25 protein-coding genes are annotated in these 22,413 nt (G+C 74.7%); 7 read left to right on the top strand and 18 right to left on the bottom strand.

The features are described from left to right. Positions 1-27 precede the first annotated feature (27 nt). Entirely contained in the window at positions 28-561 is a 534-nt protein-coding gene (locus MCBMB27_RS21565) for a GDSL-type esterase/lipase family protein (RefSeq protein WP_075382067.1), read from the top strand. 39 nt (positions 562-600) lie between these two features. Here MCBMB27_RS21565 and MCBMB27_RS21560 read toward each other — a convergent pair whose 3' ends face one another. Genes MCBMB27_RS21560 through MCBMB27_RS21505 form a run of 12 tightly spaced genes read right to left on the bottom strand, consistent with a single transcriptional unit; the run spans position 601 to position 10,843 of the window. Continuing rightward, on the bottom strand, positions 601-1,851 hold the full coding sequence (locus MCBMB27_RS21560; protein WP_075381252.1) for a DUF2793 domain-containing protein: 1,251 nt from the start codon (positions 1,849-1,851) through the stop codon (positions 601-603). Positions 1,852-1,869: 18 nt separating this feature from the next. Further along, positions 1,870-5,778: a baseplate multidomain protein megatron gene (locus tag MCBMB27_RS21555; protein ID WP_075381251.1), complete on the bottom strand. Its 3,909-nt coding sequence runs from the start codon at positions 5,776-5,778 to the stop codon at positions 1,870-1,872. Continuing rightward, positions 5,766-6,341 carry an NlpC/P60 family protein gene (locus MCBMB27_RS21550; RefSeq protein ID WP_075381250.1) on the bottom strand — a complete coding sequence of 192 codons (576 nt, stop codon included), beginning with the start codon at positions 6,339-6,341 and terminating at the stop codon, positions 5,766-5,768. Before MCBMB27_RS21550 ends, MCBMB27_RS21555 begins: the two co-directional genes overlap by 13 nt. Beyond that, entirely contained in the window at positions 6,338-7,213 is an 876-nt protein-coding gene (locus MCBMB27_RS21545) for a DUF2163 domain-containing protein (RefSeq protein WP_053609246.1), read from the bottom strand. Before MCBMB27_RS21545 ends, MCBMB27_RS21550 begins: the two co-directional genes overlap by 4 nt. A 14-nt stretch (positions 7,214-7,227) precedes the next feature. Then, positions 7,228-7,869: a DUF2460 domain-containing protein gene (locus MCBMB27_RS21540; protein ID WP_075381249.1), complete on the bottom strand. Its 642-nt coding sequence runs from the start codon at positions 7,867-7,869 to the stop codon at positions 7,228-7,230. A gap of 43 nt (positions 7,870-7,912) precedes the next feature. Next, the gene (locus MCBMB27_RS21535; protein WP_075381248.1) at positions 7,913-8,479 is read right to left on the bottom strand and encodes a phage tail tape measure protein; all 567 of its coding nucleotides are present in this window, start codon (positions 8,477-8,479) and stop codon (positions 7,913-7,915) included. A 9-nt stretch (positions 8,480-8,488) separates the two neighbouring features. Beyond that, positions 8,489-8,692: a phage tail assembly chaperone gene (locus MCBMB27_RS21530; protein WP_075382066.1), complete on the bottom strand. Its 204-nt coding sequence runs from the start codon at positions 8,690-8,692 to the stop codon at positions 8,489-8,491. A gap of 14 nt (positions 8,693-8,706) precedes the next feature. After that, a complete protein-coding gene (locus tag MCBMB27_RS21525) occupies positions 8,707-9,039 on the bottom strand; it encodes a gene transfer agent family protein (RefSeq protein ID WP_043387351.1) in 333 nt (110 codons plus the stop codon). A gap of 5 nt (positions 9,040-9,044) precedes the next feature. After that, entirely contained in the window at positions 9,045-9,455 is a 411-nt protein-coding gene (locus MCBMB27_RS21520) for a phage major tail protein, TP901-1 family (protein WP_043349538.1), read from the bottom strand. A gap of 11 nt (positions 9,456-9,466) precedes the next feature. Next, positions 9,467-9,895, bottom strand: coding sequence for a tail completion protein gp17 (gene gp17, locus MCBMB27_RS21515; RefSeq protein ID WP_043349542.1), 429 nt, complete (start codon positions 9,893-9,895; stop codon positions 9,467-9,469). Continuing rightward, complete coding sequence (locus tag MCBMB27_RS21510) at positions 9,892-10,245, bottom strand: head-tail adaptor protein (protein WP_043349544.1); 354 nt, start codon at positions 10,243-10,245, stop codon at positions 9,892-9,894. Before MCBMB27_RS21510 ends, gp17 begins: the two co-directional genes overlap by 4 nt. Positions 10,246-10,279: 34 nt before the next feature. After that, positions 10,280-10,843, bottom strand: coding sequence for a head-tail connector protein (locus tag MCBMB27_RS21505; protein ID WP_075381247.1), 564 nt, complete (start codon positions 10,841-10,843; stop codon positions 10,280-10,282). Positions 10,844-10,868: 25 nt separating this feature from the next. Between MCBMB27_RS21505 and MCBMB27_RS21500 the strand changes: the two genes are divergently transcribed. The 3 genes from MCBMB27_RS21500 to dps all read left to right on the top strand — a co-directional run bounded on the left by MCBMB27_RS21500 (position 10,869) and on the right by dps (position 13,347). Next, the gene (locus MCBMB27_RS21500) at positions 10,869-11,639 is read left to right on the top strand and encodes a S1 family peptidase (RefSeq protein ID WP_075381246.1); all 771 of its coding nucleotides are present in this window, start codon (positions 10,869-10,871) and stop codon (positions 11,637-11,639) included. A gap of 126 nt (positions 11,640-11,765) precedes the next feature. Then, positions 11,766-12,689 carry a S1 family peptidase gene (locus tag MCBMB27_RS21495; protein ID WP_078947095.1) on the top strand — a complete coding sequence of 308 codons (924 nt, stop codon included), beginning with the start codon at positions 11,766-11,768 and terminating at the stop codon, positions 12,687-12,689. Positions 12,690-12,801: 112 nt separating this feature from the next. Next, on the top strand, positions 12,802-13,347 hold the full coding sequence (gene dps / locus MCBMB27_RS21490; protein ID WP_043353382.1) for a DNA starvation/stationary phase protection protein Dps: 546 nt from the start codon (positions 12,802-12,804) through the stop codon (positions 13,345-13,347). 254 nt (positions 13,348-13,601) lie between these two features. Here dps and MCBMB27_RS21485 read toward each other — a convergent pair whose 3' ends face one another. From MCBMB27_RS21485 to MCBMB27_RS21475, 3 genes are all read right to left on the bottom strand, one after another. Next, entirely contained in the window at positions 13,602-14,894 is a 1,293-nt protein-coding gene (locus MCBMB27_RS21485) for a phage major capsid protein (protein ID WP_075381245.1), read from the bottom strand. Positions 14,895-14,920: 26 nt separating this feature from the next. Next, entirely contained in the window at positions 14,921-15,433 is a 513-nt protein-coding gene (locus MCBMB27_RS21480) for an HK97 family phage prohead protease (RefSeq protein ID WP_043355122.1), read from the bottom strand. Between the two features lie 93 nt (positions 15,434-15,526). Further along, positions 15,527-16,720, bottom strand: a complete 1,194-nt coding sequence (locus tag MCBMB27_RS21475) for a phage portal protein (protein WP_075381244.1) — start codon at positions 16,718-16,720, stop codon at positions 15,527-15,529. 30 nt (positions 16,721-16,750) lie between these two features. On the opposite strand from MCBMB27_RS21475, the gene MCBMB27_RS21470 reads away from it, so the two are divergent. After that, the gene (locus MCBMB27_RS21470) at positions 16,751-17,728 is read left to right on the top strand and encodes a hypothetical protein (protein WP_075381243.1); all 978 of its coding nucleotides are present in this window, start codon (positions 16,751-16,753) and stop codon (positions 17,726-17,728) included. 322 nt (positions 17,729-18,050) lie between these two features. Here MCBMB27_RS21470 and MCBMB27_RS21465 read toward each other — a convergent pair whose 3' ends face one another. The 3 genes from MCBMB27_RS21465 to MCBMB27_RS30630 all read right to left on the bottom strand — a co-directional run bounded on the left by MCBMB27_RS21465 (position 18,051) and on the right by MCBMB27_RS30630 (position 20,461). Then, on the bottom strand, positions 18,051-19,352 hold the full coding sequence (locus MCBMB27_RS21465; protein WP_083683661.1) for a DNA-packaging protein: 1,302 nt from the start codon (positions 19,350-19,352) through the stop codon (positions 18,051-18,053). After that, positions 19,318-19,956 (bottom strand): helix-turn-helix domain-containing protein, encoded by a 639-nt coding sequence (locus MCBMB27_RS21460; RefSeq protein WP_075381242.1) that lies wholly within the window; start codon positions 19,954-19,956, stop codon positions 19,318-19,320. Before MCBMB27_RS21460 ends, MCBMB27_RS21465 begins: the two co-directional genes overlap by 35 nt. 121 nt (positions 19,957-20,077) lie before the next feature. Continuing rightward, positions 20,078-20,461, bottom strand: a complete 384-nt coding sequence (locus MCBMB27_RS30630) for a DUF3761 domain-containing protein (RefSeq protein ID WP_236952773.1) — start codon at positions 20,459-20,461, stop codon at positions 20,078-20,080. Between the two features lie 345 nt (positions 20,462-20,806). Here MCBMB27_RS30630 and MCBMB27_RS21450 point away from each other — a divergent pair, with 345 nt between their 5' ends. Together MCBMB27_RS21450 and MCBMB27_RS21445 are read left to right on the top strand one after the other, a co-directional pair. Further along, complete coding sequence (locus MCBMB27_RS21450; RefSeq protein ID WP_170861828.1) at positions 20,807-21,898, top strand: sensor histidine kinase; 1,092 nt, start codon at positions 20,807-20,809, stop codon at positions 21,896-21,898. Between the two features lie 80 nt (positions 21,899-21,978). After that, positions 21,979-22,407 carry a SufE family protein gene (locus MCBMB27_RS21445; RefSeq protein WP_075381241.1) on the top strand — a complete coding sequence of 143 codons (429 nt, stop codon included), beginning with the start codon at positions 21,979-21,981 and terminating at the stop codon, positions 22,405-22,407. Positions 22,408-22,413: the final 6 nt, after the last annotated feature.

Genomic DNA, 22,413 nt, shown 5'->3' with positions numbered 1-22,413 from the left:
GTGGGACGCGGACAGGACCGGCCGCTCGTGTTCATCGGCGATTCGATCACCGCCGCCTGGGGCGTCGTGCGGGCCGAGACCTTCGCGCGACACGGCTTCGTGGCCCGGGGGGTGCCGGGCGAGACGAGCGCACAGATCCGGGCGCGCTTCCTCCGGGACACCGCGGATGCGCGCGGCGTCCACCTGCTATGCGGGATCAACGACATCGCGGAGATCGGCGGCCCGGTCCCGGACCGGGCGATCGCCCAGAACATCATCGCCATGGGGCGGATGGCCTTCGCGGCCGGTCTGCCGCTCACCATCGGCACCGTGATGCCGAGCGACTTCTGGGGCTGGCGCCCCGAGTTGCGCCCGGTGGCGCGGATCCGCACCCTGAACGGATGGCTGCGCAGCTATTGCGCGGCGGGCACCGCCCGCCTCGTCGATTACGGGCCGGCGCTCGCCACGGCGGAGGGGGCGCTCCGGCGGGATCTCACCGACGACGGCATCCACCTCAACGGGGCGGGGTACGCGGCCGTGGAGCCGGTCATGCTGCGGGCCCTCGGCGCAGTCCCGGACTGACAGCGGACGCGGCCGCGACGGACCCGCAGGGTCAGGCGCTCACGCACCCAGCGCGAGCCAGTAGGTCGGCACCGACCCGGCGCCCGCCACCGAACCGGCCGTCGCGCGACGGGTGCGGAGCGTGAACCCGGCGACTGCCACGTCGCTGACCTGCGCGACGTAGAGCGCGGCGCCGGCGACCGGCTGCGCCCAGACCCCGAGGCAGCTCCCCGGGAAGGCGGTGCCGAACGCCACCGCGACGTCCGCGTCGGCGGCGGTGACGAGCCCCCATTGCACGATCAGGCCGCCCGGGAGCCGGACCGACCCGGTCGCGCCGAGCACCTGCGCGCCGGTCGCGAGCGGCGTCCCGTCGGCGCGCTGGTAGTGGTGCACGCGCCAGCGGCCCGCCGCGTCCGAGGTGGCGATGCAGGTGTCGTCGGGGGCCGTGACGAGATCGGCCCGGGTCGGCAGCGCCAGCGCCTCAGGATCGTGGACCAGGGTCGCGGCCCCCGAGAAGCGCACGAACCGCTCCCGGTCGGCCGCGGCGCCGAAGCTCGCGATCCGTGCCGCGCCGGTGACGAGGACCCGCCGCGTGCCCGCACCGCCGAGGTCGGTGGTGGGGGCGGCCGCGAGCGCCGTCTCGGCCGAGGCGAAGTCGATCCCGCCGGTCCGGGCCGAGGCAGTGAGCGCCGTGGCGAAGGCGGACCCGTCGGGCGAGACCTTCAGGCTGAAGTCGTCGCTCCCGAGGGTGCCCAGCATCGCCCGCGCCGCGTAGCCGGTCTCGAAGACCAGAGCGGCGTCGCGGGCGGCGGCCTTGCGGTTGACGAACACCCGCATGTCGCCGCTGCCCGGCGTGGCGTCGTCCCAGGTCAGAAGCGCGGCATCGGCCTTGACGGCGAGGCGGTTGGTGGCGTCCGCCCCCGTGTTGATCCCGAGGCGGCTGACGCTCTGGATCGCCGTCAGCGTCCGGCTCAAGCTCGTCCAGGCTGCGCCGTCGAAGACGTAGAGGTCGGCCTCGTCGATCAGCCAGGCGAGCCAGCCGGCCCGCGGCACCGCGCCGGTCCAGACGCCGTCGCCGTAGCGCACCACCTGGCCGGCGAGCCCCGCCCAGGCGCCCCCGGGCTCGGCGGCGACCACGAGGTAGCGGTCGCCCTCCGCGGGGCTCGGCGGCGGCGCGGTGAGGTCCTTGTCCAGGCAGGCCAGCTGGACGAGGGCGTCGAGAAGGCCGAGCGCTTCGTTGTGGGTGACGTGCTTCTGCGCCTGGCTGGCGGCGATCAGCGGCAGGCCGAGATGGGGCGTGGCGTCGGACATGAGGCAACTCCCGGGCGGTCAGGCCGTGCGGACGGGGATGCGGGCGCGACAGGCAGGGCCGGGGCCGGCGACCTGCCCGATCTGCGCCACGGCGACGTCGAGATGCGCCTGGGCCCCGCCGAAATCGGCCGCCTCGTCCGCGTAGATGCAGTGCTGGGCCTCGGCCCGGAGCGTGCGCATGGCCGTGCCGGCGGCCGAGAACAGCGTCACCGCGTAGGCCTCCGGCTCGTCGAGCGGGATCTCGGCCGGCTCCCAGGCGTCGCCGTCGCGGCGGGCCCGGCGGATCCAGGAGAGCCGCACGCCATCCGCGCCGCGCCGCGCCCGCAGGTGGACCGGCCGCAGCGGCGTGAGCGCCGCGAGGCCGGCCGTGGCTGTGAACTCGGTGAAGGCCGGATCGGCCGGATCGCTGTCCGCCGGCCCGATCCGGTAGCGGAAGGCGCGGCCGACCTCGTCCAGCCGGTCGATCAGGGGCGTCACGGCGCCGTCGTCGAGGCGCACGATCAGGCTCCCCGCCGGGCTGACGCGCCCCGCCGCCGCCTCGCTTCCGGCGAGCCCGCGCAGGAAGCCGGACAGCCGGTAGGTGTCGGGCCCGGTCAGCAGCGCGTTCGCCGCGCAGAGCAGCTCCACGGCGCCATCCGCGCCGAGCAGGGCGAACAGGTTGCCCCCGGCGCGCATCGCGCCCTCCCCGATCGACGCGAGGGCCGCGCCGCGCCGCAGGGCGACGTCGAGATGCACGCCTCGCTGGATCCGCCAGAGCGGGCCGGCCGGCAGCGCCGACAGGGTGCGCCCGAGGCAGGCCGGGTAGTCGACGACGCGGTGCAGGGCGAGCGGTCCGTCGCCCGCCGCGCGCCAGATCGCGATCGCGCCGGGCCAGGGTTCGGCCGCCACCGCGGCGTATTGCAGGACGGTCGGGCTGCCGCGGTCGACCGGCAGGTCGAGGGCCAGGGCGAGCGGCGGTCCCGGGAAGGCGGGCGGCGCCACCGCCGCCTGGGCCATCTGGCGAGGCAGCCCGCGCCCGGGTCCCACCCGGGGCGGCACGCCGCTCGCCTCGATCCGGCGGCCCGTGGGCGCGTCGTCGATCCGGTCGATCCGGCGCAGGACCGTGCCGCCCGGCACCGCGCAGGGCACCGCCAGGAGGTCGCCGGGCTCCAGCTCGACCCGGCGCGGGCTCACGGTGAACACCGCGCTGTCGCGGGCCGCGATCAGCCGGTCGAGCAGCGCCTCCGCGAGCCCGTCGCCGGTCTCGCGGCGGGTGACGATCGCCGACTCGATCCGGGTCTCGCGCCGCCGCAGGCCGGCGGGCCGCACGGCCGCCGCCGTGGCGCGTCGGTAATCCGGGCTCTCGGATTCGGTGATCCCCAGCTCCACGGAGCGCGGCAGGGCGCTCTCCTCGGCCCGGACCTGGTGCAGGACCGGCCGGTCCTCGGACAGCCGGACGAGGTCGGCCTCGGCCAGGGCCACGGGCCGGTCGCGGCGGGGACCGCGCAGGCGCAGGGTCCCGGCCACCGCCGAGACGTCGAGGCCGTAGACCTGCGCCAGCGTCTCCAAAGCACCGCGTGCCGTGAGCGGCCGGTCGATCACGTAGCCGTCGAGATAGGCGGCGGCCTCCACGGAGACCGGCGCGTCGAAGCCGAAATCCGCGAGGATCCTCAGGACCAGCAGGTCGAGGTCGCAGCCTTCGATCCGGCCGGTGATCCAGTGGCCCACCCGCCAGTTGGCGTTGTCGGCCCAGACGCCCCGCACCGTCGGGAAGGCCGGGAAGGGCCGCGCGTCCCAGGCCCAGACGAAAATCCCGTCGGGATCGACCATGCGGCCGCCATAGACCGGCGAGACCGGGTTGTCGGCCTCCCGGAAGCCCGGCACGGCCGGGTCGAACCGGGCGATCACGGCCTCCAGACCGCGGAGCTGGATCAGCTCGTCCCGCAGGGCCCGGGATTCCGGCGGGAAGGCGCTCTCGGAGGATTTCGGGTCCGGGAAGACGTTGGGGCCGTTGGTGCCCTTGTCCACCGCCGGCACGCCGATCTCGGTGAGCCAGATCGGCTTGCCGGCCGGCACCCAGGCGGTGCTGCGGGTCTCGACGCCGCCGTCGCGCTCCACGTGCGGGCTCGACCACCACGCGACGAGATCCTTGGCCCGGTAGAGCCACGGCTTGCCGGCGACGCCGTCGGTGATCGGCCGGCGCGTCTGGGCGGCCCGGTCGTCCGCGTCGGCGTAGTACCAGTCGAAGGCCTCGCCGGACGCGCCGCGCGCCTTGAGATACGCCCGGTCGGCGATGTCGCCCGTCACCGCGAGGTCGGCGTGGTCCGGGTCGTCGCGCCAATCGGAGATGGGCGGGTACCAGTCGATCCCCACGGCGCCGATGTTCGGATCGGCGAACAGCGCGTCCAGGGGGAAGCGCACCGTGGCGCCGCCGTCGCGGACATGGGCGCCGTACTCAGTCCAGTCGGCGCCGTAGACCAGGGTGACCGCTGGGCCGAGGCGTTCGCGGAGCGCGGCGGCGAGGTCGCGCAGGGCGTCCACGGCCGGGTAGCCGGCGGCGCCGCGCACCCGGGTGAGGCCGACGAGCTCGCTGCCGATCACGAAGGCCGCGAGCGGCACCCCGGAGGCCGCCCAGCCGGCCGCGAGGCCGGCGTAGTGGAGCAGAGCGGCACGGTACCCGCCCGCGAAGAAGGCCGCGACTTGCGCGTCGGCCGCGGCGGTCCCGTCCGGACTTCCCGGACGGCCCGGGGCCGGATCGCAGGTGATGCGGCCGCGCCAGGGATAGGCGGGCTGCGCGGCGCCGGGGACGTGCGGGTCGGGCAGCGCGTTGCCGGCCGGCACGTCCATCATGACGAACGGATAGAGCGACACCGCGAGCCCCCGGCGCGCCAGCTCGGCCACCAGCCGGGTCAGGCCCGCATCCGCGGGGGTGCCGCCATAGGCCGGGCTGCCGTCCGGCAGGGTCGAGACCACCTCGGCCCGGTCGCGGGTGATCCCGGCAACGCTCCAATCCTCCGGCAGGGCGCGCTTGTGTGCGGCCTCGACCTTCGGCACGACCCGGCAGGATCCCGCCCGCAGGTCGGTGCCGAACCACGTCGCCACCACGGCGACCCGGCGCAGGTTCGGGCAGAGCGCCTGGAGGGCGTCGAGGGAGGCGACGACGTCGGTGCCGCGCTGGAGCTGGTGCCGGTTGGCGGCCTCGGTCCGGCCTAGCCCGAGATCGACGGTGACCCGGTCCGGATCGAGGCCGAACTCGCTGGCGCCGGGGATCAGGTCGACGGCCCGCACCCGGCCGAACAGGCCGTTGACCGGGCGGATCACCTCGAAGGCGAATTGCGGGACGCGGTTGCCGAAGGCGGCGAGCGGCAGGTTCTCGAACACCACATAGGCGAGGCCGCGATAGGCCGGCGCGTTCTCAGCCCCCTCCTTGGCGACGATGAGCGGGTCGGGCTCCTGGCCGGGGCCGCCGGTATGGACCCGAAGGTTCAGGCCGACCTGGTCGATCTCCTTGCCGTCCGCCCAGATCCGGCGGACGAAGGCGATCTCGCCCTCGCACAGACCGACCGCGAGGTTGGCAAAGTAGGTGTAGCGGGTCGTGACGGTCCTCTGGCCGCCCGTCAGGCCGCCCATGGCCTTGGCGGGCGCGGCGGCGCGCTGCACCGCGGTGTTGGCGACCTCCCGCGGACGGGTCGCCCAGATCAGGGTGCCGCCGATCCGCGCCCGGCCGTAGACCCGCGGGATCGGATCGCCCTCGGTGGAGGTGAGCCCGGCCACGTCGGCGAGCCGCGGCCCTTCGACGAAGCGCGTAGATCGCCCGGACCCCGACAGGGCGCCGCCCAGCGCCGCGCCCGCGACCGAGCCGAGCGCCCGACCGATCATGCCGCCGATCGGACCGCCGAGGGCGGTGCCCACGGCCGCGCCGGCCGAGGACAGGATCAGCGTCGCCATGACGGAGCTCCGAGATCGACCTGTTCGCAATCGATCCGCCGGTCTCGATGCGCACCGCGGCCGGGCCGCAGGTCGGACTCGGCGACGCCGCGGCGGCCCGACGGGACGTCCGGAAACCGGAACACCCCCGTCATGTGCCGACGCCACCAGCCGGTGAGCGCCACCTCGGCGACCACCGCGCCGTCGTGGGCATGGATCATGGCGCCGTCGCCGGTGGCGATGGCGCAGTGGCGCGCCGGCAGGTGGCGGCGGAAGGCGAAGAGCAGGACGTCGCCCGCCCGCGGCGCCAGATCCGCCAGGGGTCCCGGCACCGGCACGAGGTGGCGGGCGGCCGCTTCGGTGAGGGGGTCGGTCCCGGGCGCGGCCGATTCCGCCCAGGTTCCCGAATAGGGGGGCGGCCCCTCCGGCTCGTCGCCGTAGAGCCCGCGCCAGACCCCGCGCAGCAAGCCCAGACAGTCGCACCCTACGCCCCGGAGCGAGGCCTGATGCCGGTAGGGCGTGCCCAGCCACAGGCGCGCCTCGCCGAGCGCCGCAACACCGATATCCCGCCGCATCGCGCTCATCGGAACAGGCTCCCGCCGTCGAGGACGTGGTCGGAGCCCGGCACCGCGCGCATCACCGCGTCGTTGCCGGGCATGTGCGGGAAGCCCTGGAAATTGACCGCGTTGGCGAAGCGGTCGCGGCACGTGGCGAGGCGCTTGTCGCACCCGGCCGTGAGGCTGAAGCCGTCGCCGACGGCGACCGGCCGGGGCGGCACGGTCCAGAGCTCGATCAGGGATCCGAGCTGGAGGCGCAGATCCGCCGCGAGCCCGGCATTGGCCCCCGCGGTCCAGGTGAGCCGCCCGCCGGTGAACAGGCCGTCCGCGAAGGCGCCGACGAGCGTCGCCGCGAGCGTGGCCGGCTCCGGCACGCCGGTCACCCGGCCGGTGGTCGTCCACGCGGCGCGGTCCACCCGGCAGCGCGCATCACCGAGATCGGCACCGCAGGTCGCCCGGTAGGTGCGGCCTCGCTCGGCGCCGAGCCGGTGGGCGAGGCCGCGCAGCTCCGCCACGAAGGCGTCCCCGTCGCGGCGCACCTCGCCGATGGTGGCGACGTCGATGAGAAGCCGCGTCTCGGGGTTGGTCCAGTCCACCAGCCAGGTCTCCACCGCGGCGCCGTCGTAGAGGCCGCCGGCGATGTCCGCCTCGGTGAGGCCGAGGCTGCTGAGCGCCCCGGCCACGTCGCCGCCCGAGACCGCGAAGCCGAGTTCGGCGCTGGCCTCGGCCGCCTCCAGCCCGGTGCGGGCGGCGTGGACGAGGCCCGCGACGGTCAGGTCGCGGTCGTGGTCGGTGAAGCCGAGGGCGAGCCCGTCGCGCCGCCGGAGGGACCAGCAGCGGCACAGGGTGGTCACGCCGCCCGCGAGATGGGCCGCGAAGGCCTCCGGGATGTCGCGCATGGCCTCACGCCTCCTCAGGGCACGATCTCGACGAGCGGCACCTTCGGGATCTCCCCGGCCGTGAAGGCGGCGAGGTCGATGGTCAGCGCGTCGGTGTCGAAGCGGACCGGAACGTCGAAGGCGAAGCCCGCCGTCACCGCGGCGCCCGGGGGCGGGACTTGGCCGGAGGCGAAGGTGACGAGACCGGTGGTCGGATCGCAGGCAAAGGCGCCGGGTTCGATCTCCCGGCCCGAGACCGCCACCCGGACGCTGCCCGCCACCGGCTTGGCGATCCGGCGGCGATAGGTCGCGAGACCGGCGCCGTAGGTCTTCACCAGGGGGAAGGTGGTCGCGGTGCCGTCACCCGTGCCGAGAGGCTGGTCGAGGGGCCCGATCGGCCGGCCGGGCGGCCCGGAGCGGCCGTCGACCCGGTCGCGGAACCGGAAGCCGTAGAGCCGCCCGCGCCGCTCCTCGAAGAAGGCGAGCACAACATGCAGCGCGTCGAGGCCGCGCATGCCGAACCCGGCATCGTAGCGGCGGCGGGAATCGGCCCAGCGGCCGTTCCGGTGCTCCCGGCCCGAGGCCAGGGTCACGATCTCGGTGAGCCGCTGCGGGCCGCCGCTCGCGCGCAGGGACACGTCGAGGGGGAACAGCACCTCGTGGAAGTCGTCGGCCATGGCGAACTCGGCGGTTGGAGCGGGGCGTCGGCGGCGGGATCCCTCACGTCGCCCGCTGGCCGCGCGCCACCGCCCGGGCGAGGCTCGCGGTCACCTGGGCCTCGGAGCGGCGGAAGGCTCCCGGGTCGGGAGTCGCGATGTTGACGGTCACGGAAACCGGCCGGGCCTGAGCGCCACCCGCGGCGACGCCGAGCCGCCCGTCCGGACCGCGGCCCAGGGGCAGGATCGCCTCGGGGCCGGCCTCGCCCATGAGGCCGGCGCCCCCCGCCATGGGGAAGTAGGTCGGTGCGGCCACGACACCGCCGGCGGCGAAGGGCTGGACGCGGCCGCCCCGGAACACGCCGCCCCGGGCGAAGCCGGTCTCCGAGCCCGAGCCCAGCATCGCGCCGATGAGGCCCGTGACGCCCGATTGGATCGGCCCGGCCGCCGCCCGCGCCGCCACGCCGGCCAGGCGCGCCCCGATCGTGCCGAGCACCCCGTCGAGGCTGCGACCGGAGGCGGCCCCGCGGGTCAGGGCCGTGTCGAGGCTGCGGCCGAAAGTCTGCGCCAGGCGGTCGAGGGTCTCGAGCTGCCTGATCCGGTCGTCGGTCTGCGTGTCGGTCTCGGCCATCGAAGCGCCTCATGTCGGATCGGGATAGGCGGCGAGCAGCCGCGCGAAGGCGGCGCGGGTCAGGGGCTCCGGCCCGCCGCGCCGGCCGAGCGCGGCGGCGAATTCGCGCGGGGTCGCCGACCAGAAATCGCGGGGCCGCCAGCCCAGAGCGCCGAGGCCGAGGGCCAGGGCGTCGTCCCAGGGGAAGCGGCCCGGAGCCGGACGCGGCGGCAGATCCGCATCCGGCTCTAGGGAGGGTTTGCCGGGCCCGGCGCCTCCCCGAAGGCGGCCGCCAGGACGTCCCCCAGGGCGGCCGAGACGGCATCGAGCCCCCCCGCCAGGGGCAGCCGCGCCACCGCCGCGTCGTCGAGATCGTGGCCGCCGCCCCGCAGGGCGACGCCCAGAAGGGCGATCAGGTCGCGGGCCGAGACGCGCCCGCCCGCGAAGCGCGCGGCGAGGCCCGCAAGATCGCCGGCCTGGAGCGCGGTCTCCAGCTCGGCCAGCGCCCCGAGGGTGAGGCAGAGGGTGTAGCGCTGCCCGCCGAGGTCGAGCGGCACCTCGCCGCGGATCCGGTTGGCCATGGGATTCAGGCCGCCGCGAAGGCGAGTGCGCCGCCGGATTCGAGGCTCATGTCGAAGGTCACCTCGCCGGCATGGTCGCCCCGGTATTCGAGGCTCGCGATCTGGAACGGTCCCTCCAGGGTCCCGAAGGCCGGGATCACGATCTGGAACACCTCGACCGCGCCCTCGAAGAACAGCAGCCGCAGGCGCGCATCCGACGCCTGGTCGCGGAACACGCCGGAGCCGGCGATCGCGGCCCGGCGCACCCCGGCGCCGGCCAGCAATTCGCGCCAGCGCCCGGCGGAATCGGCGTTGGTGACGTCGACGGTCTCGGCGTTGAGGGTGATTTGGCGGCTGCGCAGGCCCGCCACCGCCGTGAAGCCGCCCGCGCCGTCGCCGGCCCGGATCAGCAGGTCCTTGCCCTTCTGCGCGCCCATCGGCCTTCTCCTCACAGGGTCTCGGTGACGGCCTCGACCGTCAGGCTCGCGCGGGCCTCGCCGGTCCGGGCGTCGCGGTGGGCGCGGACGGCCCGCACCCGCAGGGTGACGAGCCGGCAGCCCGCAAGGGGGAGGACGGGCGGCGTCGCGGCGTCCTGCAGCAGGGCCGCCATCCGCGCCGCGGCGTCGAGGGCGGTGCGCACCGAGCCGGCCTGAGCGATCACCACGATCGCGTGGCTGTGCCGGTGGCGCTCGGCGCCGTCGACGGAATCGTCCGTGATCTCGGCGTCGCCGAACAGAGCGTAGACCGGGAGCGTGCCCCGCGGCGGCTCGTCGTAGAGCCGGACCCGGCCGCCCAGCAGGGCCGCAAGGGCGGCATCGGCGGCGAAGCGGGCGATCAGGCCGGCGCGGAGCGCCAGGAGCGGGCCCGGATCGCTCACGACCGGCCCTCCCGGGGCAGTTCCTCGACGTGGCAGATCAGGTCGCGGCCCCGCGCATCCGGCTCGGTGACGGCGCGGATCGCGAAGCGGCGGGGGCCGGCGGCGAGCCGCATGGTCGGGTCGAGCTCGGCCCGGCTCCGCAGGGTGACGCGGTAGGCGGGCAGCGTGTCGGTGCGGCCGCCGGCCGGGCGATCGGCCATCCCCGCCGGGGCTAGGGCCCCCCACAGGACTGGGCCGGCCACGTAGCGGCGCAGCACGCCCCCGAAGCCGTCCGGCTCTTCCAGGGGCCGTTCGAGCACGAAGCGGCGGCGCCGCGCGCCGAGGGGCGGGTGTTGGGACGAGGACGCCATCGGGGAAACTCCGGGAGCGAGCGTCACAGCCGTGTCAGAGCCGCATCCGCCGGAACGGCGCGGCGAGTTCGGCCGCGTCGGTACGGGCGGCATCGGGCTCGTCGCCGCGATGCTCGTAGCGGGCGGCGGCGAGACGCAGGATCGCGAGGCGCAGAGGCTCGGGGAGCGGCGGCCCGTCGCCGCCGTATCCCGCCGCGACCTCGATCAGGATCATGCGGCCGGCGGGATCCGGCACGGCGGGATCGATGCGCAGGGACGGCGCCTCGCCCGGATCGGGGCCGAGGCGCACGAGCCCCGCGGCGAGGTCGGTGACGCCCCCCGAAGCCTGCGCGAAGCCGGCGCGGAGGAGCGCGACCAGGGGGCTCAGGGGCAGCGGCACCTGCCCGTCCGGCGGCCATGCGGACAGGGCGATCCGGTAGCGGCCCGGGATCAGGATCCGGCGGGTCTCGATCTCCAGGCTCGCGCGCGCCGCACTGATCAGGGCCTGGAGCAGCCCGTCCTCGTCGGCGCCCGCATCGGACTCGAACCGCAGGTAGGCGCGCAGGTCGGGCACGCCCACCGGCTCGACGGCGGCGGCCTCGATGCGTAACGGGATCATCGCGCGTCTCTCTGCAGGTGGTCCGATGCCGATCTCGAAGCGCCGCCCGGTGCGCCACCCGGCGGGGGGGAGCCTTGCGGCGGCCTTCGCGGCGGCCCTGGCGCCGATCCTGGCGTTCGCCGCCCTCCCGGCGCTGGCGGTGGTCGGCGGCACCGAGGCCCCGGCCGGCGGGGCCGTGATGGTCCTGTCGTCGAAGGGCGGCGTCTGCACCGGCGTGGTGCTCGCCCCCGACACGGTGCTGACCGCCGGCCACTGCCTCGCCGACGCAAGGGAGCACCGCGTCCATTTCCGCGACGCCGCCGGCGAACCGGTCCTCGTCGACGTCGCCGCGCAGGCGCTGCATCCGGGCTACGCGCCCGGCGCGGCCGCGGCCCGGCGGCGCTCCATCGACCTCGCGCTGCTGCGCACCGCGACGCCGCTGCCGACCCGCTTCGCGCCCGTGACCCTGAGCGCCGCCCCGGCCCGGGCGGGCGAGATCCTGACCCTGTCGGGCTACGGCGCGGCCAAGCCCGGCGATCCGCGCTCCACCGGCACCTATCGCAGCGTCGGGCTGCCGGTGATCGAGCCCTACGGGCCGAGCCGGGTCCTGGTCTGGCTGAAGGGCACGGGCGGCGGCGCCTGCCAGGGGGATTCCGGCGGCCCGATCGCGGGACCGGACGGGGCCGTCCTGGCGCTGTCGGCCTGGATCGGCGGCGCCTGCGGCGGCCTGACCCAGGGCATCCTGACGGGGCCGCAGCGCGGCTGGATCGATCGCGTGCTCGGTGGCTGGAACCGGACCGCGCGCTGGACGGAGTAACGTCACGGCGACGTGTGCGCAGGGAACCTCAGCTTGGCCGGGCACTTGCCTTGCTCTAGGCTCACCGCGCGCCGCCTCCCGCATCCGGCGCCCCCACCCGCGCAGAGCGCGCGCCCGGAGATCCCGATGTCCCCTCGCCCGATCCGGACGGCCGGCCCCCGCGAGCGCAGCCTGCGCGGCGGCCTGAGGGGCGGCTTGTGGGGCGGCCTGCTCGGCGTGTCGTTGCTCGGCGCCCTGACGGGCCTGCTCCCCACGCCCGCCGCCGCGGTGATCAACGGCGCGACGACGCGGGATCCGAACGGCGCGCGCAGCTTCGTGGTGCGCATCGAGAGCACCGAGGGCGAGATCTGCTCGGGGACACTGATCGCCCCGGACCTCGTGCTCAGCGCCGCCCACTGCGTCATGCGCCCCGCCGGATACACGGTGATCAGCGTCGACCGGAGCTTCCGGCAGCACCGGACCCCGGTGATCGCCGCCTCCATGCACCCGGACTTCGTGCCCGGGACGACCCCCGAGGATCAGCCCGGCGTCGATCTGGCGCTGCTCAAGCTCGAGCAGCCGCTCGGCAACGACTACGTGCCCCTCGATCCCCGGGGCGCCGGCTCGATCAGCAACGGCGAGCCGGTGGACATCGCGGGCTTCGGCGTGGTGGCGGAGAACCGGCGGAACTCGGCGCGGGTCCTGCGTCTCGCCCATCTCGTGTCGATCGGCTCCCTGCAGGTCGCCAACCGGGTGACCGTCGTGACCGACCGGCGGCGCATGGCCGAGACCTCGGGCGCCGGTGCCTGCCTGGGCGATTCCGGCGGCCCGATCCTGACCGGAGGCCCCGGCGGCTACCGGATCGTCGGCGTGGTGAGCTGGTCGAGCGGGGCCCTGCAGCAGGGCACGCGCCGCACCGCCTGCGGCGGCTTCACCGCCGTGACGCCGGTGGCCGAGCATGCCGGCTGGATCGCCTCGCGCTCGGCGGAACTGCAGCGGATCCAGGTCGGCGAGGCGGCCTCCCGCGGCAACCGGTCGGACTGGATGGCGCGCCCCGGCCGCAACCGCTAGGCGCGCCCTGCGGCGAAACAGTCCCGCCGCCGCGGATCCGTCGCGGCTGCGGGAACCTGAGGCCGCACCGGCACTTTCGCATCCGAACCTTTTCGACTGACGGAGCGAAAGCATGGCCGAGAGCGGCACCAGCACCACACCCCGGACCCACAAGACCCGCAACGACACCGACTCGAACGCCAAGAAGGTCTCGATCGACGCCCTGAACGCACGGCTCGCGGACGGCATCGACCTCGCCCTGGCGATCAAGCAGGCGCACTGGAACCTGAAGGGCCCGCAGTTCATCGGCATCCACGAGATGCTCGACGGGTTCCGCACCGAGCTGGACGACCTCAACGACAAGGTCGCCGAGCGCGCGGTGCAGCTCGGCGCCACGGCCTTCGGATCGGCCCAGGTGGTCGCCGAGCGCACGAAGCTGCCGCCCTACCCGACCGGCATCTACGCCATCGCCGACCACGTCGCGGCGCTGATCGACAGCTATGCCGGCTACGCCAACGCCGTGCGCGAGAACATCGACGAGACCGACGAAGCGGGCGATCCCGGCACGGCCGACCTGTTCACCGAGATCTCCCGGGCGGTCGACAAGCACCTCTGGTTCCTGGAGGCCCACGTCCAAGAGCCGACCGGCGCCCTGCGCGACGGCAATCCGGGCCGCTGAAGGCGCGCGGTCCTTCTGAAGGCGCTGGCCCGAGGGATCACACGTCCCCGTCCGAGACCGGCGCCGTCCCGGACGCGTGCAATCCCCCCTCCCCCTGTGGGGAGGGGCCAAGGGTGAGGGCGGCTCTGGACCGAGCGGTCCGGTGACGTCCGAACGCCCCCCGTCCCGGTTCTCCCTGACGGCGGAGGAGCGCGCATCGCGGATGAACCGGCGCGGCGATCCGAAAGCGCCGAGGGGAGCGACGCGGCATCCCCTCAGGAGAATTTCAACAGCTTGATCGCGTCGAAATCCTGCACCCCACCGCCGACGCGCTTGGTGGTGTAGAACAGCACGTAGGGCTTGGCCGAGTACGGGTCGCGCAGCACCCGCATCCCGGTGCGGTCGACCACGAGGTAGCCCCGGCGGAAATCGCCGAAGGCCACCGACAGGCTGTCCTTGGCGAGATCCGGCATCGCCTCGGCCTCGGTGACCGGGAAGCCGATCAGCGTGGCGGACCGGCCGGCGGCGAGCGGCGGCTGCCAGAGGTAGTTGCCCTCCGCATCCTTGAACTTGCGGATCGCACTCTGGGTGCGCCGGTTCATGACGAAGCCGGCATTCTGCCGGTAGGCCGCCCGCAGCCCGTAGACCAGATCGAACAGCACGTCCGCCGGGCTGGCGGACGGGAAGGCCCCGGCCGCCCCCGTGGCGATCGTGCCGAGCTTGCCCGGCACCCAGGCGGCATTGGCGACCGTGTCGTAGCTGAGGAAGCCCCGCGGGCGGCTCGCGCCGTTGCCGGACACGAAGGCGACGCCCTCCTGCTCGGCGAAGGCGGTCTCCACCTCGGCCGAGAGCCACGCGTCGAGATCCACCACGGCATCGTCGAGAAGCGTCTGGGTGGCGGCGGGCATCGCGTAGAGTTCCATAGCGGGGAACGCGATCTCCGACAGGGCCGGCGCGGCGGTCTCCGGTCGTGGCGCGGTCTCGGCGGCCCAGCCGGTCACCGGCGCGCCCACCGAGACCGCTCGCTTGTACTGGGATCCCGAGATCTGCTGCACGCTGGCGATCGACCGGATCGGCGAGACCTGGCCGAGGCGCGTCAGCACGGTGCGCTCGATCGTGTCGGGGACGAGGTAGCCGCCGTCCGGCCCGGAGCCGGCCGACAGGGCCTTGGCCTCCAGGCGCTTCAGGCCGCCGCTCTCGCCGGCCCGGACGTAGAGATCGAAGGCGGCCTTGTGCTCGTGCGCGGCCCCCGCCTCGCGGACGTCCGGCTGCCCGAGGGGCGGCCGGGCCCGCTCCAGGGCGATCCGGTCGAGGCGGGTGCGGGCGGCATCGAGGGCCGCGTCGATCCGGGCGAGCTTCTCCTCCGTGAGCACGTCTGCGCCGAGGCGGCCCTCGATCTGGTCGATCCGGGCGTCGTTCGTCTCCTTGAAGGCCGCGAAGGCGGCGGCGAGCTCGTCGAGGGCCGAGCGGACCGGGCCGCCCTCGGGTTGCGCGGCCTTGTTCTCCAGAAGAGGCAGGCCGCTCTTCGTCGCGAAGGCGGAATCGGTGTTCAGGGTCTGGGCGTCCATCGTGAGCCTCGTCGGCGGGGTGAAAGTCAGGACCGCGCGGCCAGCCGAGGCCGGGCGGCGGGTCTGGCGGTGCGGAGCGGTGCGATCAGGCCGGCGAGGCCGCGGATCGCGTCGGCCTCCGGATCCGGCTCGGGGCTGGGGCTCGCCCTCGCCCCCGGCTGCAGCGGGAAGGTCACGAGCGAGATCTCCCAGAGTTCGACCTGCTGGAGCCGGCGCTCGCCGCCGGCGCCCTTCCGGGCGCGCAGCGTGCGGAAGCCGATCGACAGCCCGTCGAGGCCGCCGCCGCGCATCAGGGCGTCGACCTCCCGGGCGCGCTGCACCGCGAGGTTGAGCTGGCCTTCCGCGAACAGGCCGCGGCCATCCTCGCGCAGGGCGAGCCACCGGCCGATCGGCTCGGCGGGGTCGTGCTGGAACAGGAGCCGCACCCCCGCGGCCCCACGCCGGGCGAGGCTCACCGCGAAGGCGCCGGGCACCACCACGTCGCGGCCGAGATCGGGCACGCCGAAGAGGCTGGCATAGCCGGAGAAATGCCCGTCCATGGGGGGATCCTCGCGTGAAGCGGGTCGTGAGGGGACGTTCGGAACTGCCACGGGCCCTCCCTCCCCCGCGCCGGGAGGAGGGAGACCTGCGCCTCACCGGGAACCCGGCTCCTGCGGCATCGCTGGCGGGTAGCCCACCGCCTCGCGCTTCTCAGCCACCGACAGGAAATCGGCGGCCTCGACCCGGCGCCACAGGGATTCCCGCTCCACCGCCAGCGCCTCGATCCGATCGAGGTCCGGCTCCAGGTCGACGGGGCCGAAGGCGGGCTCCAGCCAGCCGGCCAGCGCCTGCGCGGTGCGGGTGGCGAGGGGGATCAGGGTCTGGCGGTAGAGGGCGCGGTTGGCCTCGGCGTAGTTGGCGTGGGTGTTGTCGCCGGGCAGCCCCAGCAGCAGCGGCGGGACGCCGAAGGCCAGGGCAATCTCCCGGGCCGCCGCGTTCTTGGCCGCGACGAAATCCATGTCCCGCGGCGACAGCGCCAGGGGCTTCCAGTCCAGGCCGCCCTCCAGCAGCAGGGGACGGCCGGCATTGGCGGCCCCCTGGTAATTCGCCTCCAGCTCCGCCTTCAGCCGGTCGAATTGCGGTTCGGACAGCGACGCCCCTCCGAAGACCAGGGCCCCGGACGGCCGGGCGGCATTGTCGAGGAGCGCCTTGTTCCAGGCGCTCGCGGCGTTGTGGATGTCGAGGGCCGCGGCGGCGGCCGCGATCGGGGCGAGGCCGCCGGTCTCGTCGTCCGGGTGGAACAGCGCCAGCGCCAGGATCGGCGCCACGGCGGCCCCGGGTTCGGGCAGATCGAACCGGCGGCTGCGTCCGCCCGCCGTGTAGAGATAGGCCGTCGGCCAGCCGTCCGGGCCCGGCAGCATCCGCATGCGCCCGGGCCGGAGAGCCTGGAGCGCCGCGATCCGCCCGTCGAGGCTCACCGCCTCGAGATAGGCCGTGCCGCCGAGCAGGAGGTCGGCATAGACGGTTTCAAGCAGGTGCGTGCCGCTCTCCCGGGGGTTCGGCCGCGCCAGCAGCGCCAGGAGGGCGCCCGCCCGCTCGGCCCCGGGGCCGGTGGCGATCAGCGGCAGGCTCGCGGCGCTCTCGGCGACGAGCCGCACCGCCCGGTGGACCACCGGGTTGGCCTGGTAGCCGGCCCGGGCGAGGGCCGCCGGATCGCGGGGCGTCCAGCTGGCCCGGCCCTCGGCATAGAGGGCGAAGGCCGGGGCCGCGGCGGCCTTGGTGGCGAGCGCCGGGCCGCCGCTGGCGCGGCGCGCCACCCGCGCCAGCCGTTCGAGGAGGGTCGACATGCCGGTCCGTTCCTGAGCTATGGTCACGCGATGCAGCCCCGGTTCCCCACACGGCCCCAGGCGCGGTTCCGGGCGCGCTTCCGCGCCGCCCGTTTCGGCGGCCTCGTCGCGGCGCTCCTCGCCGTGCCCGCCCGGGCCGGGGATGCGCCCGGGCCCGCGCCCCTCTGGCCGGAACCCGATGGAACCCTGATCCTGGCGCGCCCCTTCGGCCGGTCCGAGATCAGCCTGCGCCTGTCCCGGCGGGTCGCCGGAGCGGTGGACACCCTGACCTGGGACGGCGTCACGTTCCTGGCCGATACCGAACCGGGCGATGCCCTGCAGGCGCGGGCGGAGGTCGGGTCCGGAGGCGGCTGCCGCCAGGCGAGCGAGGCGGGCACCCCGCAGGACCCCACCGGCGAACCCGCCGCCCGCCGTCTCCGCGCCCTGCGCGCCGGGCGGAGCTGGGCCGAGACCGAGACCCGCATGGCCTGGGACGGGCCGTCGGATCCCGCCGACGAGCCCCCGTCAGACTGCCCGACGGGCGCCGCGGCCGCGGCATTGCCCGCCCCGATCCTGCACAAGCGGATTGCCCTCGGCCTGCCCGGCCTCGGCAACGCCGTGGAGGTGCAGGCCCGCTTCGACCTGGCCGAGGCCGCGGCGGCGCTCCGGCTCGAACCCCTCGCCGCCGCCGTGCCGGCGGAATTCTCGTCGGCCTGGCGCTTCGACCCGGCCAGCGGCGGGATCGCGCCCCTCGATCCCGAACCGGGGGAGCGGCCGGACCCCGTGATCCTGGCGACGCCGGAGGGCTCGCACGCCCTGGCGGTCTGGGCGCCGGGCCCGCCGGAGCAGGAGCCCGACGCGCCGCGACCCGGCTTCGCGGTCGACGCCGAGGCCGGAGCGAACCGCCTGAGCTGCCGGTTCCGGGTGGCGCACGCCGCCGCCGGCGCGCATGCTTTCGCCTGCTATGCCCTGGTCGGCTCCCTGGCCGACGTCCGGGCCGCCCTGCGGACCCTGACCGCGCCTCCGTGACGGCGCCCCCCGTGCTGGACCGTCCGGATTGCAGGACCCGCCGAGGGCCCGGGGTCCTGGATGCCGGGCGCGCCTGCGGCGCCCCCAGCTGACGGCAAGGATCGTGCCCCCAGGATGCGCGGCCCGATCCACCCGCCGCCGTCGCACAAGCGGAAAGAATTGTGGTGGGGATTCCCAGCACGGGACGGCACGCCGTGGCAGGACAGCTACAGCTTTGGCGCACGACATTGTGTATACAGGATGCAGTTCGTTCCAGAGACCACGAACCACCTCCGGCGCGCTTCTCACGGAAGCGCGCCGAATTGTTTTCTAGACGCCGCGGTCAAAGCCGCCGGATCCGCGGCTCGGCCTGCGGCCCGAGCATCAGATGCGTCAGCGCCCAGACGAGGGCGTCGAGCCGGTCGGGCGAGGCCCCGCCGGACAGGCCGTCCGGCCCGAAATCGCACAGTTCGTCCTCCAGCGCCGGGAACGCCCCGACATGGTGGACCAGTCCGCGGGCGTAGAGCAGCGAGACCGGCTCGGCGCGGAGATACTTGCCGCGCGTGGCGTGCACCCGCGTGACCGGCACCGCGGGGTCGCACTGGCCGAGCACGGCGGCGGCCATCTCGCCACCCTGGTTGACCTCGACCACGAGGGCGTCGGCCTGGAGCCGGTGATAGAGCGCCAGCGCCGTACCCGCCCAGGCCTGCGGGGTGGCGCGGGCGAGGCTCGCATCGGCCAGGACGTAGGCGTGCCCCCCCGCGCGCCCGGCCGCCACGATCCCGCAGGCATCCGAGCGCGCCCCGGAGGCGGCCGGGGGATCCACCGCTACGACGATCCGGCCGAGATCGGGCGCGGCGGCGACCCGGCCCGCCTCCAGCGCGGCGCGGTTCCACAGGGCGTCGTCCCGGTCGGCGATGAGCTCGCCGTCGAGTTCCTGACGGCCGAGCCGGGTGCCGGCGTAGCGCCCGACCACTTGGTCGAGGAAGTCCGGCGCGAGATGCGCGGCGTTGTCATGCGTCCGGGCCCGGCTCACCACCGTGCGCGGATCGGCGAGCAGGCGGCGGATCAGCGGCACCGGCCGGGGGGTCGTCGTCACGCAGTTGCGCGGCCGGGCGCCGAGGCGCAGGCCGAATTGCAGCATGTCGAAGGCGGCGTCCGGCCGGCGCCATTTGGCGGCCTCGTCGCACCACGCGGCGCCGAATTGCGGACCGCGCAGGGCGTCCGGCTCCTCAGCCGAGAAGGCCAGCGCGACCGCACCGTTGCTCCACTCGACGCGGCGGCGGCTCGGCGACCAGACCGGGCGGGCGCGCCCCCGCGCCGGCAGGCCGAGGAGTCCCGAGGGACCGTCGACCATCACGTCGCGCACGTCGAGATGGGTCTCGCCCACGAGCGCGATCCGTCCGACCGGGTCCTCGGTGAAGGCCGGATCGCCCCGGGCGAGGGCGTCGACCCACTCGGCCCCGGTGCGGGTCTTGCCGCTGCCGCGGCCGCCGATCACCGCCCAGGTGGTCCAGGGCTCGGGCGGCGGCAGCTGATCGGGCCGGGCCTGATGCAGCCAGTCGCCGGCCAGGGCCCGGAGCAGGTCCTGAGGCAGGGTCCCGAGGAAGTCAGGCAGCCGTCCGGCCGCCGATAAAGCCAGCATAGCGTCGCGCGATCTCCGCGCGCAGGGCGGGCAGGTCGGGTTCGCTCCCATCGCCCCCCTCCTCCCCCGCGCTCCGCGCCCTGTCCGCATCCACCGTGTCGAGGAGCCGCTTGAGCCCGCCGAGGTCGCGCAGGATCCGGGCGGAGTCGCGCGCGGCCGGCCCCACCCCGCTCAGCGTCGCGTCGAAGGCGGCGATCTGCCGGAGGATGTGGGCGCGCAGATGCGTCCGCAGGGTCGCCGGATCGGTCGCCGGGTCGCCGCGCCGGATCAAAGTCGGCGGCAGATCCGCCCCGAAGGCCGAGGCCAGCATCGCGGCATCGAGCCGGCCGAGTCCCAGGATCTCGGTGACGTCGCCGGGATCGGCGCCCGGGGTGCAGAGCAGGCGGATCAGCGCCGCCCGACGCGCCGCCGGCCACCGCGCCGTCAGGAGCCTGGGCCGATGCTTCCGCGGTCTCAGCCAGCCGGCCCGGACGTTCCAGGTGCGGACCGTGCTCGGATGGACACCGAGGCGGGCGCTGATCGCGTCGAACGGCAGATCGGTCTCTCGGAGAAGCTTCAGGGCCTCGGCGCGGCTATCCGCCCGGCTGGGAGGAGGTGGCCACATCGGCGTCTCTCCGCACACGTCTCGACCGTGCCGTGTTGATACACGGGCAGCGCGACGGTGTCAAGCGCAAATTCCTATTCTTGGCCCAGGATAGGATTTAAGGCAGAGATCGCCCTGGGCTTCAGCCTTCCCACCGGGCGACGCCGCCGTGGCGGGAGCAGGTGCCGCGATGGGTATGGCTGAAGCTCCACGTCCCGTCCCGGCACTTGGCGGTGGCGCCGGCCGGTTTGGCGCCGTCGAGGCTCTTGGCCGGTTGATGGACCTCGGATCCGTCCCGGCTCCGGTAATGGCCGTGCCGGTCGAGGTTCCGGTCGTCCGGTTCGGAGAAGGGCCGCGCGGTCGCACTGCCCGCCATGGCGAGGAGGAGGCAGCCACCGAGGGCGCACCAGCGGGCAGCGCCCCGGCGGAAGGCTCTGGGCCGCAGCGTGATCCGCCACCGGCTGGCGTCGCCACCGGCGCCTCTCCGGCGGAGGATGGGAACGGTCGCGATCGGGCCAGGCAGCACGGCGCCCTCAAGGTTGTGTCAAACACCATCAGACACAACCAGAGCATCGCGTCACGAACTATCTAAAGTTATCTCATCGTCACTCACAGGTTGTCGCTCCCGCATGATGGCCGGTCTGTCCGACCGGCTCGCCGGCGCGTGCGGTCCGGCCGTGCGCCCCGGTCCGGGCGCGCAGGGCGGCGGGGCGCGGAACGGGCTCGAAAGGTATCGCGGCTATCGTCGCCGAAAGTGCGCTGTTGAAGGCGGTGGAAGACCGGAACGGCCGTCCGGTCGACACGTTGACCGGCGCCATCCGCACGCAGGCATCGCCTTTTACGCAGTTCGTCAAAGTGAATCGGGTACAGAATGGTCGGTGAGCCACCAGGGTCCGGCGCGGCACAACCGCCGGATAACGGCCCCTCGGGGGATCCTGGTCGGGGTCCGGCACAGGGGACCGCGGAAGCCGCTGCCCTGAGCGACAGCTTCAAGCGATTCGCCGACGTCGTGCCCCTGATGATGTGGCGCTCGGACGAGGCCGGTCACGCGATCCACCACAACGAGTGCTGGCTGGAATTCACCGGACGCCCCCTCGAGGCTGAACTCGGGCTCGGCTGGCGCAGCGGACTGCATCCCGAGGATTTCGACCGGCATGCCCGGATCGTCGCCGAGGCCTTCGAGGCGCGGGCTCCGTTCACCGTCGAGTTCCGGCTGCGGCGGCACGACGGCGAGTACCGCTGGCTGCTCGACACGGCCCGCCCCCTCATGGAGGATGGCCGGTTCCAGGGCTATCTCGGCTCCTGCTTCGACATCACCGACCGCAAGCACGCGGAGGAGCATATCGAGCACGCGCTGGCCGAGAAGGAGGCGCTGCTGGCCGAGGTCTACCACCGGGTCCGCAACAACCTCCAAGTGATGGTCAGCCTGATCGGCCTCTACGGCCGGGCGGCGCCGGATGCCTGCCGGGGCAGCTTCGAGGCCCTGGGCCAGCGGGTCCGGGCGATCGCGCTGGTGCAGCAACATCTCCATGAGGCGCCGCACATCGCGTCGATCGACCTCAAGGACTACCTCCACCGCCTCGCCTCCGGGCTCGGGCAGCTCCGGCGGGCCGGGCGGATCAGCGTCCATGTCGGCGGCTCGGGGAACGGCCTCGTGGAGCCGCGTACCGCCAACGCCCTCGGGATGATCGTCGCCGAGATCGTCGCCGAGTGCCTGGACGCCACGGCCGAGCACGTCGCCTGCTCCATCGCCATCGACATCGAGTCCGGCCTCCCGGCGCGCCTGTCGATCGTCTCCGGGGTGAGCGAGATGGCCGATTCCGGCCGGTCGAACGTCCCGAAGCTCGGCCCCCGCCTCATCGCCGCCTACGCGGCACAGGCCGAGATCAGCGTGTCGGGCGATGCCAGCCCGGGCGATCCCCTGTGGCTGACCCTGCCGCCGACCCGCCCCGCCGCGCAATGAGCGACCGCGTCGCCGGGCCCCGTCGCCATGACGGCGCGGTCGGCCTATAGCGGCGTGGACCCTACCGGACCCGGCCGAGCATGCTTCCTCCGATCAACACCATCATCGAGAATTTCGAGATCGTCGAAGACGACGACATGCGGCTTGAGTATCTGATCGAGCTGGGCCGCGCCCTGCCGCCGATGCCCGAGTCGGAGCGGACCGAGGCGAACCGCGTCCATGGCTGCGAGAGCCAGGTCTGGATCGACACGAAGGCGGAGCCGTCCGACGGCACGCCGCGCCTCGTCCTCCACGGCTTCAGCGATTCGTTCATCGTCCGCGGCTTCGTGGCGCTGATGGTGGCGCTCTACACCGGCAAGACGCCCCGGGAGGCCGCCGAGACCGACGGCCTCGACCTGTTCCGGCAGCTCCGCTTCGGCGCCCACGTGACCTCGAAGCGCTCCAACGGCGTGCGGGCGATGGCGGAACGCATCCACCGCGACGCGGTCCGGCTCGCCGCCGGGGCCTGAGGGGCC

Source organism: Methylobacterium phyllosphaerae (assembly GCF_001936175.1).
Lineage (GTDB): Bacteria > Pseudomonadota > Alphaproteobacteria > Rhizobiales > Beijerinckiaceae > Methylobacterium > Methylobacterium fujisawaense.
Note: the sequence above shows the minus strand (reverse complement) of the source record. Positions and strands in the feature narration are given on the sequence as shown.

Coding starts and splice junctions, on each gene's coding strand:
- MCBMB27_RS21560 (WP_075381252.1), bottom strand. CDS start 1,851: ATGTCCGACGCCACGCCCCATCTCGGCCTGCCGCTGATCGCCGCCAGC.
- MCBMB27_RS21555 (WP_075381251.1), bottom strand. CDS start 5,778: ATGGCGACGCTGATCCTGTCCTCGGCCGGCGCGGCCGTGGGCACCGCC.
- MCBMB27_RS21550 (WP_075381250.1), bottom strand. CDS start 6,341: ATGAGCGCGATGCGGCGGGATATCGGTGTTGCGGCGCTCGGCGAGGCG.
- MCBMB27_RS21545 (WP_053609246.1), bottom strand. CDS start 7,213: ATGCGCGACATCCCGGAGGCCTTCGCGGCCCATCTCGCGGGCGGCGTG.
- MCBMB27_RS21540 (WP_075381249.1), bottom strand. CDS start 7,869: ATGGCCGACGACTTCCACGAGGTGCTGTTCCCCCTCGACGTGTCCCTG.
- MCBMB27_RS21535 (WP_075381248.1), bottom strand. CDS start 8,479: ATGGCCGAGACCGACACGCAGACCGACGACCGGATCAGGCAGCTCGAG.
- MCBMB27_RS21525 (WP_043387351.1), bottom strand. CDS start 9,039: ATGGCCAACCGGATCCGCGGCGAGGTGCCGCTCGACCTCGGCGGGCAG.
- MCBMB27_RS21520 (WP_043349538.1), bottom strand. CDS start 9,455: ATGGGCGCGCAGAAGGGCAAGGACCTGCTGATCCGGGCCGGCGACGGC.
- MCBMB27_RS21510 (WP_043349544.1), bottom strand. CDS start 10,245: ATGGCGTCCTCGTCCCAACACCCGCCCCTCGGCGCGCGGCGCCGCCGC.
- MCBMB27_RS21505 (WP_075381247.1), bottom strand. CDS start 10,843: ATGATCCCGTTACGCATCGAGGCCGCCGCCGTCGAGCCGGTGGGCGTG.
- MCBMB27_RS21500 (WP_075381246.1), top strand. CDS start 10,869: ATGCCGATCTCGAAGCGCCGCCCGGTGCGCCACCCGGCGGGGGGGAGC.
- MCBMB27_RS21495 (WP_078947095.1), top strand. CDS start 11,766: ATGTCCCCTCGCCCGATCCGGACGGCCGGCCCCCGCGAGCGCAGCCTG.
- dps (WP_043353382.1), top strand. CDS start 12,802: ATGGCCGAGAGCGGCACCAGCACCACACCCCGGACCCACAAGACCCGC.
- MCBMB27_RS21485 (WP_075381245.1), bottom strand. CDS start 14,894: ATGGACGCCCAGACCCTGAACACCGATTCCGCCTTCGCGACGAAGAGC.
- MCBMB27_RS21480 (WP_043355122.1), bottom strand. CDS start 15,433: ATGGACGGGCATTTCTCCGGCTATGCCAGCCTCTTCGGCGTGCCCGAT.
- MCBMB27_RS21475 (WP_075381244.1), bottom strand. CDS start 16,720: ATGTCGACCCTCCTCGAACGGCTGGCGCGGGTGGCGCGCCGCGCCAGC.
- MCBMB27_RS21470 (WP_075381243.1), top strand. CDS start 16,751: ATGCAGCCCCGGTTCCCCACACGGCCCCAGGCGCGGTTCCGGGCGCGC.
- MCBMB27_RS21465 (WP_083683661.1), bottom strand. CDS start 19,352: ATGCTGGCTTTATCGGCGGCCGGACGGCTGCCTGACTTCCTCGGGACC.
- MCBMB27_RS21460 (WP_075381242.1), bottom strand. CDS start 19,956: ATGTGGCCACCTCCTCCCAGCCGGGCGGATAGCCGCGCCGAGGCCCTG.
- MCBMB27_RS21450 (WP_170861828.1), top strand. CDS start 20,807: ATGGTCGGTGAGCCACCAGGGTCCGGCGCGGCACAACCGCCGGATAAC.
- MCBMB27_RS21445 (WP_075381241.1), top strand. CDS start 21,979: ATGCTTCCTCCGATCAACACCATCATCGAGAATTTCGAGATCGTCGAA.